Source organism: Lagierella sp. ICN-221743 (genome assembly GCF_037890055.1).
Taxonomy (GTDB): Bacteria; Bacillota; Clostridia; order Tissierellales; family Peptoniphilaceae; genus Mediannikoviicoccus.
In genome coordinates this window covers 35811-55068 of sequence record NZ_JBBKBD010000011.1, presented here as the reverse complement: position 1 = coordinate 55068, position 19258 = coordinate 35811, and the positions used below count along the sequence as shown (strand labels likewise).

The following is a 19258-nucleotide window of genomic DNA, read 5'->3' as shown; positions in this document are numbered from 1 at the left end:
CACATGAAAAACTACTATATCTACATAATGGCAAACAAAACAAACACAACCATTTACATTGGAGTAACCGGTAACCTAATCAAAAGAGTATGGGAACACAAAAACAAACTAGTCGAAGGTTTTACAAAACGTTACAAGGTAAATAAGCTTGTTTATTATGAAGAAACAACAGACGTTAATTCTGCAATCGCAAGGGAAAAACAACTAAAAGGCTGGAATAGAGCAAAGAAAAATAAATTGATTGAAAGTATAAATCCTAATTGGAATGATTTATATGATGATATTTTATAGGGGTAGGATGAAGCAAAAAAGCCATGCTTTTTTGAGATCCTTCGAATCGCTCACGCTCCCTCAGGATGACAATTATGACGCTTTTCTCTCCATTACGAAGTAATTACACCCTCGCCATGTCATTCTGAGCGTAAATTTTTGCAAAGCAAAAATTGAAGTCGAAGAATCTCGTTTTTCTTCCCTCGACATGAAATAACCCCATACCATCCTAGGAATGCAATACCTCGTACTGTCATGTTGAGCGAGCAAGGCGAGTCGAAACATCTCGGGAGTTTCTTTTAGAAACTCCCGTTAATTCTCGTCATGAGATTGTATTTCCAATTCCTTACCTCTCATCAGTCAAATGTCAATCTCGTTCCACTTTTCGCCCTTCCTTCAATCGACTTTACCCCGGGGATGCAATAAAATCAAAAATAAAGTATAAAAATTCTCTTGATAACCATAATCAACATCACTCAAATCTCTATTAAAAAATCTTCAAAATTTGAATTTAACCTTAAAATTTTTTTGCTTAAAACAAAAAAAGACAATATTTCTAAAGAAAAATTACAATAAAACTAAAAAATGAAACTCGTGCAAAATGTGAATCATATCAATATTTAAACTAAGACAAACTTCTAGACACAAATGTTTAGTTAGATAAAGAAGTGCAGAGGTAAAATTGAAAAAAATAACAAGCAATATTAAAACAAAAATCATAAAATTAAAAAAATAACATATAAAATAAAAATATTACAAAAAAGTCACAAAACAACAAGAAATTGTTAAATATCCATGCAAAAACTTGATTTTTTCACTCAGTAGTTTATACTAGAATTATAAATAAAATATGAATAATAATTGGAGTGACTTAGATAAGTTTTAAGATTTCCAATTAACACATACATAATTTTTAATCTTAAAATTTTACTTCTATATTATTCAACAAAAATTTAAAATCAAAAAAAGCGGATTAAAAAAAGAATTCATCTAGCAATTCTTGTAATTTTTTTTACCTAAATTTATTTAATTCATTGCAGCTAAAAAGAATTTTTAATGCAAGACATATCTTACAGCTTTAATAAGATAAAACAAGTCCTATTAAAATAGAAAACATTTCAGGAGGAGACATGAACAGTAAAACATTTAGGCGAATATCATCGGGCCTACTAAGTTTGATACTTGTTCTACAAGTATTTGTACAACCGGTACTGGCAATTCAAAACACCAACGACTTGCCAACAGAGACAAAGACAGAGGAAACGAAAGAAGACCGCTCTTCGGAAACCATAATTTCCCCTGCAATAAAAAAGAAACTCAGTCCCCTAGAGCTTAACTACGTCAACAGACTTGAAGACGATAGCTTTGCATTTCTAAGAGGACCTTTTGTGATTAGTTCAAAAGACGACTTTGACATCAAAAACTACACATTTGTAGAAAAAGATGAAAAAGGAAAAGTTTCTATTATAAAAGGAGAAGATTTAGAAAAATTCTCCAATATAGACGAACTAAACAAAATCATAAAAGAGTATAGAGAAAACTACGAGTTATACAAAGAAGAAAAACTCCAAGAACTAGAACCCGTAGAAGCACTACTTAAAATAAACTACAAGGACCATGATGAGCTTTCAGTACCACTAGTTATAAACGACTTAGAAAATAAATACGAAAGCACAAAGAATGAAAACCTTACACTTAAAAGAGACGCAGAAGAACTAACAAAAGAAATCTTTGTAAACAGTTTAAAAGACCTTGAAAAACTTCTACTAAACTTCAAAGGCGAAGAAGAATTAAAAGACTTAGACATTAAGAAAGTAGAAAAAGTATATTCTGGAGAAGAAGACGAAGACGCTATCACAGTGGAAAAAGTTTTTGAAGAAGTTCTAGAAGAAGCGCACAAAGACAAAAACAAAGTGACTTCACTAAATCTAGAGGAACTAGACCCAGGATACAAATACATCTTTACACTTGCATCAAAACAAGTTAAAGACGGCAATAAGGTTTTAACAGAAATAACTTCACTAGAAAAAGACCAAGACAAAACAGAAGTAGAAGAACTTGGTAAGACTATAGTAGAAGAAGAAACAGAAACTGTAACAGAAACAGAAGCGAAAGATGCTACAGAAGAATCAAAAGAAAACAAAGAAACAGAAACTGTAATAGAAACAGAAAAAGAAAACTCTCCTCAAGAAAATAAAATAAATAAAGAAGAAACAGAAGCTGCTACAAAAGAAAACGAAAAAGTTCAAGAATTTGAAAAAGCAGTTGAAGAAGCAAAAGAAGAAACCCAACAAGACCCTAATAATAAAGAAGAGAAAAAGGGTTTAGTAGAAGGAATTAAAAAACTTTTCGGACTTACAGACCTACAAAAAGCAGACAAAGAATTAAAAGCTGCACTAAAAGACGAAAAGAACGGACTAGTAGAAATTCAAAACCTTCTAGATAGTTTTGGAGAAAAATATGAACTTTCAAGAGAAGAACAACTTAAGCTAATGGACGACAATGGCGACGCCATAAAAGCCCTTATAGCAAAAGATGCCGATGAAAACTTTAGACCACAAATCTTTATGAACAACCCTGTTGGAGCGAGTCCACAAAACTTAGCTAATAAGAAGTTCACAATAAGGACTAGACTTGATACCTCAACTATAACTGGGGCAATTCAACCGGGACAATTCTTCGAAATTAAGCTAGACCAAAGACTTACCGTAAAGCAAGGAACAACTCTTCCAAATATAGTAAACGATGGAACAACTTTAGCAGCTCCAGAGTATATTGAAGGCAAAAATACAATTAAATATACAGTTAAAAATCAAATAGCTAAAAACCTACAAATTCCTTTAGCTATAGATGTTGACTACAATGTCGACAAGATAAATGAACTAGATGGAATAAAGGAAACTCACCCTATTAATAACTCTATATCTGGACTAGGTGTAGTAAGACCTGTTAAACTTCCAGAAGTAATAGTTAATAATAATGGTGATGTAGTTAATGGAATTACAGAGCCAGACGGCCACCAAGTTTTACAAATAGTAGAACCAGGTAGCAATTACAAAGTTTATATGGATGCTCATGGTTATCCAATAGTAAAAGACGGAAAACTTGTAGCAGTAAAATGGTCAGTTAAATTTACATCAACAAAAGATTTAAAAGACTTAGGCCTATCTTCAAACGCAACATTGGTAAAGGGATCAGGCTTAGGAGAACTTAAAGATCTATTATTAAATGGTAAAGAACTAACATCATCAGCTGATGGTTTGTCAAGAAATGTGATTGAAGGAAAGTTTGGTATAGTAGCATCAAAAAATCACACCTTACAATATTCTACAAAAGACGTTCTTTACACATTTCAAACAAACACAACAAATCCTCAAGAAAAATATGCTCTAGACCTATCTGTTGCTCTTAATAACATAAAGAAAACAGGTGCAGTAAGATTAATCTATGACGCAGCAGATAACAAGTCTTATATGGAAGATACAACTTCTAAACGTGCTGGTATTAACAACAGAACAACAATCTTAGGTGAATTTTCATCAGATACCACAGCTAGATGGACGGTAACAGATCAAGTGTCTACAGAGGATAAAAACAAAGGTCTACCAATTGCTAAGAGAGAGTTAACAGGAGATCAAACCTTAACATCTTCTAAGATGGCAGTCTATGGTCTGGATTATGACACTGGTAAAATGGTTATTAAAACTGAAAATCCTGGTATTGATGGAAGCATAAGCATTAATGAAATTCCTGATAAAGAAAGCAACCCGTCAGGTCAACAACTTCCAGGTAGAATTGCAGTTTATGAATTTAATACAGACATAACAGATTCAGAAGCAGGATATTCACTTTCAGGTGTAAATATCAATAAATACCAACCAATAAAAATAAAACAAACATGGTCTGGTATAGATAGCACTAAAAAAATGCCTAATCAAACCATAGAAGTTAAAGATGCTAATGGAAATACTTTATCAAGTCCGATTGAAGTTGGTGAAGGCCAAACTGGTAAAACTGATAGAATATTTAACTTTCCAGCTGTTAAAACTTGGAAAATTGGGAATGATGGATCGGAAACTAAAATTTCTCCAAATATAGTTCAAACTTTTCCTGAAGGACCAACTATTGATGGAAAAAAATACACTTACAAGGAAAAGTATAACTACTTTTCTTTAGAAGATAAGTCATATCATATTTATAACATAATGACAGCAGAATCCACTTACGGAAAGGACGCTGACTTTACAATTATAAAAACAGATAGCAAGGACCCTAAAAAGAAACTTTCTGGAGCGAAATTTACTTTACAAAGCTCAAAGGAAACTATAACTCTAGAAACAGATTCCAACGGACGAGCAAGTTTTAAAAACATTAGCCCAGGAACCTATAGTTTAACAGAAAACAAGGCTCCGGCAGGATACAAATTAGATCAAGATGTTAAACTAATCACTGTGTCATATGATGGTAAAGTTTCGGTGTCAGGAAATAATATTTCCATGCAAGGTGGTAAAGTTCCAACAGTTACTACTAGACACTACTCCTATCCATCCTATATGAATGCAATGCACTATGGCAGCATTGACCAAAATGGAAATGTAGAATTTTACATCTACCTAAAACCAGAAGCTAACGTATCTAATGGAAGTACAAATAAAAATACTAGACTAAATCTAAATCTAGCAGGTGGCGGACAAATTAATGATGTGCAAGTTATCGACATATCACCATCAAAGAGATACGACGTTAGAAGCCAAATGCAAAATCAAACCGCAAGTAAAGTTACGGGAAACAATGTAATAAATGTTTCAAGTCAAGGGACAGAAACTATTACAGGTGAAGGTAATGTTAAAGACTCATTCACAGGAAAAACTGGATACCAAATAAAATTTCCAGCAACAAGATTTAAAAATGACTGGGGATTTTTAGTAAAAGTAAGTGCAACAGGTGGAACTAACACAAGTACAGTATCTTACGACTGGTTAACAGACAATACAAGTGTTGCAAATGAAGCGAAAATTCAAGAAACCATTGGTTTATCAACTAAATCATCAGATACCTCAGGAACTAATCCTACAAGTGATGAAGTAACACTAAACATTACAAACGAAGCTTTTAAAAAATCACCAGTAGAACTTACTAAAGTTGCTGAAAATGGAATTGATGGTCTAAGTGGTGCAACATTTACCCTTAAAGACTCAAAAGGTAATCCTATAATTGATGTACAGTCACAATCTGATAAAGAAGGACAAAAAAAGGGCCTTGCATCTTTTCATGAGCAAGCTCCAGGAAAGTATATTATAGAAGAAAAGAAAGCGCCAGAAGGCTATAAGAAATCAAATGTTGTATTTGATGTAAATGTTTCTGAAGATGGCAAGGTAACTTACAAAGCTAGATTCAAAGATGGCGATGGTACACCGATAAATGGTATTGACTATATCGTTGAAGACGTTGAAGTAGGACAAAATAGAGGAGAATTGAAAGTAACTGTCGTTGACCAAGGTATAACGCTTCAAGAAAAACAAACACAACCAGACGATGGTCGTATAGGTTGGCAAGGGGGCGTTTGGGAAGCCTATGGTATAGAGTCCTACAGATATAGCGGAACTTATAATATTGCAAATGCTGTTAAAGGTGGTAACTTTAAGATTCAATTTGACCGCAACCTTGACTTCAAGAGATATGTCTATGAAATACCAGATTTAAAAGATGGAGATGGAAATTTAATAGCAAAGCCATACTTTAACTATGACACTAATCTCCTAACCTATGTTTTTGAAAATGATGCAAAAAATGTAAACGCATCAATTCAAATAGTAGGTATAATTCCAGACAAGTACTTTGCTACTCAAACTAATAAAGATACTGGATATAATTTTAGAATAACAGTAGACCCAGACGATTCACAAGCTAGCGCGTCAAACAAAAAAGTCATAGATTTTAATGTTAAGACCGACTACTATTCTTATGACTCCCAAGGAGGAGGCGGACCTTTAACAAGTGAATATATAACAGACATTTATAAGGGAAACGATGGAAACATCTACATGAAAGCTGTTTCTTATTACAATCCAACAAATATGTCTAGTGGACAAAGAACTATCAGACTTGACTGGTTGTCAATGAAGAAACCTAGACCAGGTTTAGAATATTACAAAGCGGAAGGACGTCCTGCCTTTGAATTTAACGACTTAAAAGTATATAAGGTATATGGAGATGAAGGAACTAAGAAAAGTCTAATGCCATTATCCTATGGTATAAGACCAGAACAAGATCCATCAAACTACATTAGAGTTTATTCAAAGACAAATGTGAATTCTAAAAATGGATTTTCAGAGTCTGATGGGGACGTTAGGGTTACCTATAGACCTGAATATTTAAAATCTTATGAAGGTCTATTGGACCATGGTCATGAACAGCACCCTCTAGAAATTAACGTTCCAAGAGTTAACGGTAAAGAAGGTTATGTAATAGTACAAACCTTTAAGGTTACAGATGAACAGAGATTTAAAGACCTATGGACTGGATACTACCTATCAAATGGTAGTAGACATACAGGTTCATACCAAAAGGGTAACTACAACTGGGCTCTAGGTTCAGAAACGGGAAAAGAAATTCCTAAATTCTACACACAAAAAATCAAGCTTATTAATAAAAAGTATGTACCAGGTTCATTTAAAATCAAAAAGACAAATGAAGCTGACGGTAAAGATTTACAAGGCGCTATTTTTGAACTAAGAGATTCAGAGGGCAAAACCATTAATAGATATAGTGGTTCAGATGGTATAGTAGAATTTAATAACCTAGAACCAGGAATATATGCTCTTCAAGAAGTTGAAGCTCCAAAAGACTTCGTTAAATCAAATAGAAGATGGCAAGTAGTTGTCTATGATAATGGAAATGTGGTTATAAGAGAAGTTGGTGGAACAGGAACAGAACTGATAGGTAAAGATACTATTGTAATTCCTGTAACCAACAAGCCAGTTGGAGAAGAATTCAAAGTTTACAAGAAAAAATCTGACGGAACACCACTTAAAGATGCTAAGTTTGTAATAATGGATAAAGACGAGACAAAAGAAGTTTCAAGCGGAACATCTGATGAAAAAGGTATTGTAACATTTAAACCTGCTTTAGAAAGAAATCAGACTTATGTTATAAAAGAAACTGAAGCACCAGCAGGATACAAGAAGCTTGACAAGAAATGGGTTCTTGTAATTGATGCTGATGGCAATAAGAAAGTTTACAACTATAGAGAAAAATCTGACAACCCATCTAGCCTAAATTCTATTATAGAAAAAGAAGGAGTTAACTGGGTAAACGTATCAGGAAGAAGCCTAGACGGTTGGAACCTCTATGACAATAGACGTACCGACTGGACAGGAAACTTCCCAACACCATTTAAGATGGGAACAAGAATTGTAGCCATAAAGAAAGACAAACAAAACGGCTATGTTATCCAAAGATATGTACTAAACCCAGAAGCAAAAAGTATAGGAAAGACAAATGGAACAATCCACAGAGAGAAAATAGAATATCAAAACATGGATTGGTACAACGGAAAGGCAGTAGCTGGAACAGATTACCAAGTATTTAAACTCAACAAAGCTGTCACAGGTGAAATCTCTGACATCAGACTTGCTGAATACGGAGCAGAAAATATAACGGATTCTGTTATGGACTCTGCAAAAGCAGTAAAAGGTAGGTATGGAGAACCGGACAGATTAAGTCTTGATTTCCCAGCAACTGACAAACCAATAGTTGTGGACATTAAAGTACCATATAAATCAGAATCTGGTGGCATTGGTACTGGTATGGACTGGACTGAAAATGGAACAATCTACTGGAAGTCCGACTACTATGAAAGAGTTAATATAATAAAAGAATCAGGACCAGTAATAGAACAATCTACTGGAATCCAAGGTTCTTATATAGCTGATGGCTCACTAGACGTTACCAACGAATCAAAGACTTTTGGATTTAAACTTAAGAAAATTAAAAACAATGATCCAAAGACTGTAATTCAAGGTGCAGAATTTAAACTAACAGGGCCAGACCCTAGTAAAGAAGAAAGATTCATGACAACAGGTTCTGAAGGATTGATATCATTTGACAAACTTAAACCAGGGACCTACAAATTAGAAGAAAATAATCCAGCGCCAGGTTATGAAAAGTCAAATGTAGACTGGACAGTTAGGATAACAGATGAAGGTAAAGTATTTATAAAGCAAAATCAAACATCTTCAGGAACAAGTCGTAACGCAAATGTGTCAGTATCTCAATTAAATCTAAAACAATCTAGCAGATTTGCAGTAGCATTAAGATCAGCTCATCTTGACACACTTAGTATGGCAATGGGTGGACTAGAAATAGGCGATGAATTAGTAGGACAACAAGTTGGAGCTGGAGTATGGGAAGCTGTTGATCCAAGTAAGTCTGAAGGTAGAACTAACAAAACTCATACTGCAAATAACATGGAAACAAAAATCACTGAGATAAATAAACAAGATGATAGATTCAGACAGATATTCTTGTTTAAACCAGGAAGCAGAGGCTTTGCTGGTAAAATTGAAATCCATAGAGAGCCAGAACCAGGAAATGATCTGTATTTAAAACTAGGAACCAAAGAAATATCGAATGTAAAATTCTATGAAGTTGATGAAAGTTCAACAATAGATAATATTACTGGTAAAAAAGAAATTAAAATAACTCCTAGACAAGAAAGAAACGGTACTGGCCCAATGAGGATTAAGGCAACACTCCAAGCTAACAAAGCAATATTGGTTGAAGTTGAGTCTTCCTATGCAGATGATGGTTCTATCGGTTTAGGAGCAGATTATGAATTTCGTAATAAATCAGGTCCATACGATAACTCAAATAAATCATGGGCAGGGGACTCCTATGCAAACGAAGATGGAGTTAATAAAAACATTCAAGTTAAGCATAAGGTAAACATTGACCCTAATATTCAAAATGGTAAAGTTACAGCTGATATATATGAAGCAGCAAATGATGAAATAGTTACATTAACAGTAACGCCAAATCAAGGATACGAACTTGAAAGCTTGAATGTTGCAGGAATAGATGCTACAGAAGCTGGTAAAAAAGGCAAAGTTACAGTTAAAATGGCTAATCAAGATATCAACGTTACTGCTACCTTTAAGCCAGTCCAAACTTATCCTATAATAATAGATCCTGATATTAAAAATGGTAAGGTTACAAGCGATAAGGACAAAGCAAGACAGTATGAAGATGTTACTATAACTGTAAAAGCAGATCCAGGTTATAGACTAAAACAACTTTATATAAACAGACCGGGATCTGACTATACACAAGCCATTTATGCAGGTAATGGACAAATGACTTTCCCAATGGGTAACTTTAGGGCAGAAGTCTATGCAATATTTGAAAAGGATCCAAACAAAGCCATAATAAGCTTTGATCCAAATGGTGGTAGCGGGACAATGGACAAGCAAGTTGTTAATAAAGGACAATATCAGATACCAGATTGTTCATTCACACCTCCACCAGGAAAAATATTTAGAACTTGGACTATATATGAAAATGGATATGAATATAAATATAATCCAGGAACTTATGTGACAATAGATAACGACTACACATTTACAGCTCAATGGAAGGAAGCGTCAGTAACTCTTACAAGCATAAGGGTTAATAGTACAAACCATAAGACAAACTATATGGTAGGAGACCCTCTTGACACTAGCAACCTAACTATTGAAGCGACAATGTCTAACGGAAGCAAAAAGACAATTAATGTAAGTCCTGCAATGGTTTCAGGCTTTGACTCATCAAATCCTGCAAGCAACAAGCCTCTAACAATTACGTACCAAGGTAAAACAACAACTTACTATGTAAATATTACAAAGCCTCAACCAAAAATTTATAAAATTAATAAGGTTGCAAATATTAATAATGGTAGTATAACTGTACAAGACGAGTCAGAAGCTGGAAAACCTGTTAAAATAACTGCAACTCCAAACCCTAACTATAAGTTAAAATCTATTAAGGTTACAGACCAATACGGTAAGAACCCAGTAAATGTTGACGCAAATAATACATTTATAATGCCAAGTTATGACGTTTGGATTAATGCAGAATTTGAACCAGATAGTCAACCTCAACCAAAAACCCATGAAATATCCATTAACTATGATCCACTAAGAACAATAACTGTTAAACCAACAAAGAGTGCTTCTATTAATTCGGTCGAAGTAGGAGAAAGAGTCGATGTAAGCGTAACTATGAATAGCAACAAATATGTACTAAGTCACATATACGCTAGAAATTTAACAACGCTAAAAGATTTACAATTTACTAAAACTGGTCCAACAACTGGATATTTCATAATGCCAGATGCTGATGTAACTGTTTCTGCAGAAACTCAATTTATATTAAATGGAACTAATGCAGTAAATATTCTTAAATCGAATAATGGTTTTGTAGAAGCTAATAAGGTAATTGCAAGACCAAATGAAATAGTTACATTAACTCCAAGACCTAACGATGGATATAAGTTCGACTCATACACCGTTACTGATGCAAATGGTAACACTATACCAGTTACAGACAACAAGTTTACAATGCCAAATTCTGCAGTAAATGTATCTGCAAACTTTGTTTCAGTAGGACCGATAACTCCTGGAGAAAATGAAATGGAAATTCCAGAAGGTAAATTTGCACAAATTACCAATGAACAAACGGGTATCGAACTTAAAATCTATAAGAAAAGTACAGCAGATTCACCATTAATTGGTGCGCAATTTGAGCTTAAAAAGACAAATGAAGACTACACTCAAGATGATGGTACTTTTAAAAAAGTTACAGCAGAATCTGATAAAGATGGTAACGTAACATTTGTAGGTCAAGATGGAAAACCTGTCAAGCTACAAGTTGGCAAATACTTGTTGACAGAAACAAAATCTCCAGCAGGTTACAAGAAGCCAGCAGCTCCTTGGAAGCTTGAAGTAAAAGAAGAAGGTGGTAAACTTGTTATTACACAAAGTGGTCCAAAACATTCATCTACTTCATATCTATCATCCGATGGAGCAAAGGCAGGAGAAACTAAACCTGGTGAAACAATTAAGTACAAATCAATAATCAAAAACATTGACCCAGTAAACAAGACATTCGTCCAAAGAATTTATGTTGATACTAGAGGATACGATGGCAAGGTCAACGTTCAAATAACTCCTACTACTAAGAGAGAGGAAATTGATACACCTTCACAACCTCCAAAGACAACAAGTGGTGGTGTAAAGACTGCATACAGAACAACTTACAAAGTTTCAAATCCAGGAGAAAATCCAAATATAAATGAAATCCTAAAGGATTACGACTTAAGAAAATCCAATGTATCAGTTGTTAACACTGCAAGGTGGAGACCATTTGACTGGGGCTTTGACGAAGACCAAATCAACTTAGATAAAGATGGAGTTTACTTCATAGATATCGAAGGATTCTATGATGACAACATCAAAGATCCTGGAGAAATAGAACTAAAGATAGATTTCTATGGTGGAGAAAGGATTTTCGCGCAAAGAACATTTAAAAACGGACGTCTTGGATGGAAATATGATAAAGATATTGGCGTTGACGAACAAGGTAATCAAATAAAGAGGGATGCAGCTTACCAACAAGGTATGGAAGCATTATATGCATACTACACATACTATTACGGAGAAGCAAAAGCTAAAGAATGGTTCTATGGTAATAGTGATAATAAAAAGTACGCTGTGTGGTTAAGAAAAGGTGCTACAATTAATGGACAATATTATCCAGCAGGACAAATTGTACTAGCATCTGATCCAACCAACCCAAAAAACACTGCTAATACTACACCAATTCAAACTTCATATACTAAGGCAAACATCAAAGATTTGTATTCTTCAAATGTAATTAAGACAGTACCTCAAGAAGGAATGACAATAACCAACGAAGATGAAACTTACAACATTACCTTCTCAAAGCATGCTAAGCAACAAACAGATCCTAACAAACAAGAGGACTTTAATGCTAACAGACTTGAAGGTGCAGTATTTAAACTACAAAAGAAGGAAGGTTCATTCTGGTATGACCTTGATGACTCATATGTAGCGTCAGCCTTCAACGGTTACTTTGGTTTCAGACGACTAGAACCAGGTCGTTATAGACTACTAGAAGTTACTCCTCCAGAAGGCTACAAGCCAATAGAAGGACCGCTACTAGAGTTTACAATTAAACAAATTGACACAAGATCTGGTAAGATTATCAACCCTAGAACTAAAAAAGAAGTAGACTTGGTTGACTTAACAATAGTAGACCCATATAACCAAGAAAAGATAGCTCTTAATACAGCAAAGGCTAAAATCAAAGGCGATACTACAAACAAAGTCTACGATTTCAAAGACTTAGTTAAGGATGAAAATAAATTCAACATCGACACTTGTATAATTCTAAGTGAGGTTAAAAATGAAACAACTGGACAGCCAAAAGAAATTCCACTAAAGGAAGCCAATTATTTGGATCCAGAAACAAAAGAACCAATGGGAAGAATTATTTCAGGAGCCCAAGGTTATATCTCACTTGAATATAAACCAGGCGGCTATGTAGCAGAATATGGTAATGCTGGATCATCAGGTGGATCATTAGTCGACTATGTAACTTCAGCAACAGCTAAGAACATGGGTAAGATATTAAACGAGAAACCTGGTAAAGGTAAAGTTACTATCAAGAAGTTTGACGACGGTGGTCAGGCATTAAAAGCAACAGACTTATTACCTGGTGCAGAATTCGAAGCTATCAGAATAAGTGCAAAGAAAGATGCAGATGGAAAACCTGTAAAAGATGCAGTATATAAAAGAACTGTAAATAAAGATGGTGTTCTTGTAATAGACGGTCTACCAATTGGTAACTACGAACTAAGAGAAGTAGAAGCTCCAAAAGGTTATATTAACCCTGGTCAAGTATGGCACTTCACAGTTGGTGGTAAAACACTAGATCCATACGCTGGCGACATAGCAAGAACTGGTAATGACTTGACAAGTAAGATTAACATAAGTAAATCTGAACTAAAAGTTTTAAGGCCAGACCCAGATGATGCAAAAGCAACATCATCAGAAAAAAATAGAGTAATCAGACCTCACATTGGACAAAGTTTAGAATTTGATAACGAATTTAACCTTGATTCAAATATTGAGATAAAACCAGGAGACTACTTTGTGCTAAAACTATCTGATAACATCGACCTAGACGGTATCAGAGAAAATGTCTCAAATAACTTAGACCTATTTGCCGATGGCGTTGGTACAATAGCCAAGGCAGACTATAACAAGCAAGCAGGAACAATAACTTACACATTTACAAAATATGCTGAACAATATAAGTTATTGAACTTTGAAAATAAGATTACTGCACATATAACCTTAGACAAGGTTACAAAATCAGGCAATCAAAATGTTGGAATTGGACTTGAAAATAACAAAGACAACTATAAAAACATATATGTAAAATATGTTGTGGATACAATTGAAAGATCAGATAACACTAACTCTATCAATATGGCATCTAAGCTTTACCACTACAATCCAAAAACAGGTGAGTTTGTCCACTACTTCTATGTAAATAGAGATAGAAAATACAATGGTAAAGACTTATACTTCAAATACACACCAAGTATAGATGTAAAAGACTTACAATTCACCTATTATAAACTATGGGATAATAGTAATGAAGCAATAGCTCGAAGTATGCCAGAGTCTTTCGCAGTTAATGAAAATGGTCCAAACTTAAGAAGAGTTGGAGGTATGCCACCAACAACTATAAAAGCTAATCAATCAACAGAAGAACAAGAAATTGGCAAGCTTGATGTATATGGTCCAATGATTATTAAAGTCACAGGTACTATGGATACTAAAAACCTATTATCTTATAGAGGTATATCAGACATATACAACTACAATACTTTCTATAGTTATAGATATGGAAGATATATTACAGAAAAGTACCCAGGTGTATCTAGAACGGATTGGATTTTCGAATTTGAAAGTACAAATACAGCATCAGCAGAACTAACTATAAGTGCAGTAAATCCATCAAATAAGATTCAATTTAAGAAGGTGGATGAAGAAGGTCAAGTTATAAAACCTGTAATGGGAGAAAATAATAGCATAAAAGATGCCGCTTACTTCTCGCTTTTCAAAAATGGTGGTACAGCAGAAAAACCAGATGCTTCGTGGACTCCTATTGGAAATGCAAAACCTGTTGATAAAGATGGTATTGTATCTTACGAAAAGCTTGAAAAAGGTTACTACAAGTTATTAGAAACTACAGCTCCTGAAGGTTATATCAAACCGAATGAGGCAGTTTCCTACTTCAAAGTTGACGAATCAGGAAAGATTTATCATAAAGTTACCGTACCAAAAGCAGATGGAAAGGGAACAGAAGATATCTTCCAAGAAGTTGAAGGAACTATTCCAATCAACATAGTCAATAAAAAGTTACAAAAAATTAAATTCAAGAAAGTTGACGAAACAAAGAAGACTGTTTTAGAAGGTGCAGAATTTGAAGTTTGGTATAAAGCCAATAAAGATGATAAACAGTATATCAAGCTAAAAATTTACGAAAAAACAGACAATGGTATAACTGAAAGAATTGTCATAAAAGAAGGAGCTAATGTTCCAGATGGTTACAAAGAAGCAACAACAGATAAGTTCACCACAGGAAAAGACGGTCTAGTAGAATTTAACGTCTGCGACTCAGGATACTATGCATTAAAAGAGGTAAAAGCACCTAAGGGATATATTGCACCAAGGGATTATGTAAAAGAATTCGAAGTAGTAAATGGTAAAATCCAAGAAGAAAAGTACTTGACTTCAATGGAAGTTTCAAAGAAAAAAGGTTACGGATTTAGTAATGATACTCTACAAAATGCATATTCCACAAGTATTGTTATGAAGTTTAATTCAGACCATCAAAATATATCTTATCCAAAAGATAATTCCAAGATAACATTATCTGGATTACCTCTAGGATCTGAATTCTGGGATAATAGATTTAGTCCAAAGCAAGGCCTAAAAATTGAAGTATATTCCATAGATAACAAAAACGGTGCAGAAAAACTTCTAAAAACCTATGACTTAGGCAAAAATTACGATAGTAAAAAGGGCAGTCAAGAAATAAATCTATACGATTTATTGAAAGGTGATAATACTACAACTACAGATTCTATAGAGTCAGATAAGGCTATTGTATTTAGAATGTCATCTACATTGTATTTAAATACACAATTAGATATTGGATCAAAGGTAGTTATAGGAGATAAGGTTAACGAAGACAGAAGCTTCCATATAGGTACTAAAGGAGATGCCTACGAGGATCACTCTTACTCATTTACAACTAAGGGAACTGTAGACTTATCAAAACCTATTGAGGTTGAAAACCGAAAAGCCGAATACCCACTAACCGGTGGAATAGGCGCACTGATATTTGCTATAATAGGAGCAGGATTAATGACTGCAGCCTATATAGGATATAAAAGAAAGAAGGTGATAGAATAAAAGACTATCACCGAGGGGTCGAAAGACCAAAGGGAAGATAAGTAACAGTCTACGGACTGTTATGGGAGACAATTGCAAAATAATTAATTTCTATGGACTGTGAAAACAGTCAAAGGCCTTAAGGAGGGAAGATGCTCTTACCATCTTCCCCACAAAGACCGAAAGTAATGATCTTATTACTTACTAAACTCAAAATTAAGGAGAGAAAAAATGCAAAAAACGAAAAAATTATTATCAATGCTATTAGCATTAGTAATGGTGTTTGCAGTGGCAGCACCAGTGTTTGCTGAAGGCGACGACAAACCGGCAAATAACGACGCAACAATAGGGGAATTTAAAAAAGAAGACATTTCTAAAACTAAACCTACAAGCACAAAACTATATGTACACAAGTTACAATCAAGCTCATTTACTGTTCCAAATACAGGTAAAAAGCATGACGGTAGTAAACTAGATAATGATGCACTTGCTGAGCTTGGTAAAACACCAAAGCCACTTAATGGAGTTAAATTTAAATACTACAAAATTGATAACGATGCAAAATTTGCTGAAATGGTTAAAAATCCTGGAAACTTCAAAACTGATGCTCAAGTAACTGCTCACGTTACAGGTGTTACTGGAACTGACGCAAAAACAGCTACAGTAAACGGAGAAAAAGGTATTTTATCTGTAAATGGACAAGTTCTTGATCTTCCAGAAGGAAACTACTGGTTTATAGAAACTGGATATGAAAAAGACACAACTGATCCAGATGCACCAGATAATATTTCATCTTACATTGCAGTACCTTTTGGTATCACATTACCACTTACAAATATAAGCAAGATTATAGTTGATAATGAATCATATGAACCGGGTACAGTATGGTTAAAGAATGTTCACACATATCCAAAGAACGTTACTGGTAATGAACCAGGTCCAGACAAGACAGTTGGAAACCTTGTAAATAAACATGCCACTCACAATGTTGGTGATCCAGTAACATGGTATATGAACTCTACTATTCCATCAAACATAAAAGACTACACAAAATTTGAATTTTCAGATACTTTAAAAGAAATGTTAGACTATGTAGGAAATATCGAAGTTAAATATGGTAGTGGAGATAAAACTGAATTTAAAGATTTAGAAAAAACTCTAGATGTTAATACAGATTATACAATAGAAAATTATAATACTGCTACAAGAACATTTGGAGTAAAACTTACTAAAGCTGGTATTGCTAAGATAGCAGCTAATATCGAAGGAATTACAAATCCAAAAATTTCTGTTAAATTTGACACAACTTTAAATGATAAAGCAAAAGTAGACACAGGAAACCCTAACGAATATACTTTAAAATGGAATAATGGTAACGGAGAAGACAAAGAAAAGAAATCTGATGAACCAAAAGTATTCACAGGAGAAAGAAAATTCGTTAAGACTGACTCTGCTGATAGATCAGTTCTTGATGGAGCAAAATTCGTAGTTAAAAATACAAAGAGAACAGAAGAACAAGGACAATATCTAAAGAAAGATGACACAACAGGTGCAATTTCTTGGGTAAAAGAAGAAAAAGATGCAACAGTATTCGAACCATCTAATGGTGTATTTGAAGTTGGTAAATTACAATTTACTTATGAAGTAAAAGGTAAACCTCAAAATATAGATCAAGTTGAACTTGATAAAAATACTAAATTGAATGAATATCAATTAGTGGAAATTCAAGCTCCAAAGGGATATGCAAAACTTGACCAACCAATAGGTTTTGAAATTACACCAGATTCTTATAAAACAGGTGCAGTAAAAATTGAAAACAACAAAGCTGTTGATGATACAACAAATGGTACACACACAGAAATCAAGAATAAAAAACTTGAAATCCCACAAACTGGTGGTATCGGTACTATAATCTTCGCAGCAGTTGGTATTGCACTAATGGTTAGCGCAGTAGTTGCTATGAAGAAAAGAGAAGCTGAAGAAATTTAATAGTTAATATTAAATGATTAAGAGAGTCGAAAGGCTCTCTTTTTTGTGTGCAACAAAAAACCCCCTGTTATCCTGAGGGAGCGTCTGCGACTCTAAAGATATCGTTTTACTCTCTCCCTGTCATGTTGAGCGAGCGTAGCGAGTCGAAACATCTCATGAACTTTCTTAAGAAAGTTCATGTTAAAACCTGGTGATAGAGATGTAATGTATAGACCTAGAAAATATATTATGGGGTTTAGCGAACACTTTTTTAGAAAAAGTGTTCGAGGTCGCCTTCTGACACTTTCTTTCAGAAAGTGAAACGAGATCGACATTTGACCTACGACGAAGACTTTGTCTTCTGTTAGGTCAAGAATGCTTCGACTACAAAATTTCTTCGAAATTTTTCCGCTCAGAATGACAGAGCGGGGGTGTATTGACTTTGTACTTGGTAGAGGGTGATTAGTGATTGAAAGAGGTATGAGGTGAGATGTTGTAGAAGATGTAGCAAAAAGCTAACGCTTTTTGAGATCCTTCGACTTCAATTTTTACTTCGTAAAAATTTACGCTCAGAATGACAGAGCGGGGATGTTACATTCCTATGGTGGTATGGTATTGGTTTTATGTCGAGGGGAGAAAGACGAGGTCGCCTTCTGACACTTTCTTTCAGAAAGTGAAACGAGATCGACATTTGACCTACAACGAAGACTTCGTCTTCTATTAGGTCAAGAATTCTTCGACTTCAAAATTTCTTCGAAATTTTTCCGCTCAGAATGACAATACGGGGGTGTATTGACTTCGTTCTGGGGAGAAACTATTATAAATGTCATCCTGAGGGAGCGTCAGCGATTCGAAGGATCTCGTTTTACTCTTGCCCTGTCATGTTGAGCGAGCGCAGCGAGTCGAAACATCTCCGAGCGCAGCGAGGCTTACCCCCTATAAAATATCATCATATAAGTCATCCCAATTTGGATTCATACTTTCAATTAACTGATTTTTCTTTTTCCTTGTCCAGCCTTTGAGTTGTTTTTCCCTTGCTATTGCAGAGTTAACGTCTGTTGTTTCTTCGTAGTAAACAAGCTTTTCTACATTGTAACGTGTTGTAAAACCTTTGATTAATTTGTTTTTGTGTTCCCACACTCTTTTGATTAGATTGCCAGTGACTCCAATGTAAATGGTTGTGTTTGTTTTATTTGCCATTATGTAAATGTAGTAGTTTTTCATGTGTCGCTCCTGGTGGTTTGTGGTTTTATTATATCATGGGTAATATGTTATGGGGTTAGGTGAAGTTATAGTGCGTAACCGTACATAACATATTATGAGACATTAGCGAACACTTTTTTGAAAAAAAGTGTTCGAGATTCTTCGACTTCAATTTTTACTTCGTAAAAATTTCCGCTCAGAATGACATAGCGAAGGGGGTTTCGTTTCTAGGTAGGACGAAAATTTCCAAAACATAATTAAAAAAAGTTGAAAATCCAACAAGATTT

Annotated in this window: 4 protein-coding genes; 3 read left to right on the top strand and 1 reads right to left on the bottom strand. The window is 34.4% G+C overall.

The features are described from left to right. Nucleotides 1–3: 3 nt before the first annotated feature. The 3 genes from WKS98_RS06395 to WKS98_RS06385 all read left to right on the top strand — a co-directional run bounded on the left by WKS98_RS06395 (nucleotide 4) and on the right by WKS98_RS06385 (nucleotide 17789). Nucleotides 4–291 (top strand): GIY-YIG nuclease family protein, encoded by a 288-nt coding sequence (locus WKS98_RS06395; protein WP_498917887.1) that lies wholly within the window; start codon nucleotides 4–6, stop codon nucleotides 289–291. A 1109-nt stretch (nucleotides 292–1400) separates the two neighbouring features. After that, complete coding sequence (locus WKS98_RS06390; RefSeq protein ID WP_498917885.1) at nucleotides 1401–15821, top strand: SpaA isopeptide-forming pilin-related protein; 14421 nt, start codon at nucleotides 1401–1403, stop codon at nucleotides 15819–15821. A gap of 210 nt (nucleotides 15822–16031) precedes the next feature. After that, nucleotides 16032–17789 (top strand): SpaH/EbpB family LPXTG-anchored major pilin, encoded by a 1758-nt coding sequence (locus tag WKS98_RS06385; RefSeq protein WP_498917884.1) that lies wholly within the window; start codon nucleotides 16032–16034, stop codon nucleotides 17787–17789. Between the two features lie 915 nt (nucleotides 17790–18704). Here WKS98_RS06385 and WKS98_RS06380 read toward each other — a convergent pair. Next, nucleotides 18705–18992 carry a GIY-YIG nuclease family protein gene (locus WKS98_RS06380; RefSeq protein WP_498917883.1) on the bottom strand — a complete coding sequence of 96 codons (288 nt, stop codon included), beginning with the start codon at nucleotides 18990–18992 and terminating at the stop codon, nucleotides 18705–18707. Nucleotides 18993–19258: the final 266 nt, after the last annotated feature.

What these genes read in the sequence shown, in the direction of transcription:
- WKS98_RS06390 (WP_498917885.1), top strand. Translation starts at nt 1,401, where the DNA reads ATGAACAGTAAAACATTTAGGCGAATATCATCGGGCCTACTAAGTTTG.
- WKS98_RS06380 (WP_498917883.1), bottom strand. Translation starts at nt 18,992, where the DNA reads ATGAAAAACTACTACATTTACATAATGGCAAATAAAACAAACACAACC.
- WKS98_RS06385 (WP_498917884.1), top strand. Translation starts at nt 16,032, where the DNA reads ATGCAAAAAACGAAAAAATTATTATCAATGCTATTAGCATTAGTAATG.
- WKS98_RS06395 (WP_498917887.1), top strand. Translation starts at nt 4, where the DNA reads ATGAAAAACTACTATATCTACATAATGGCAAACAAAACAAACACAACC.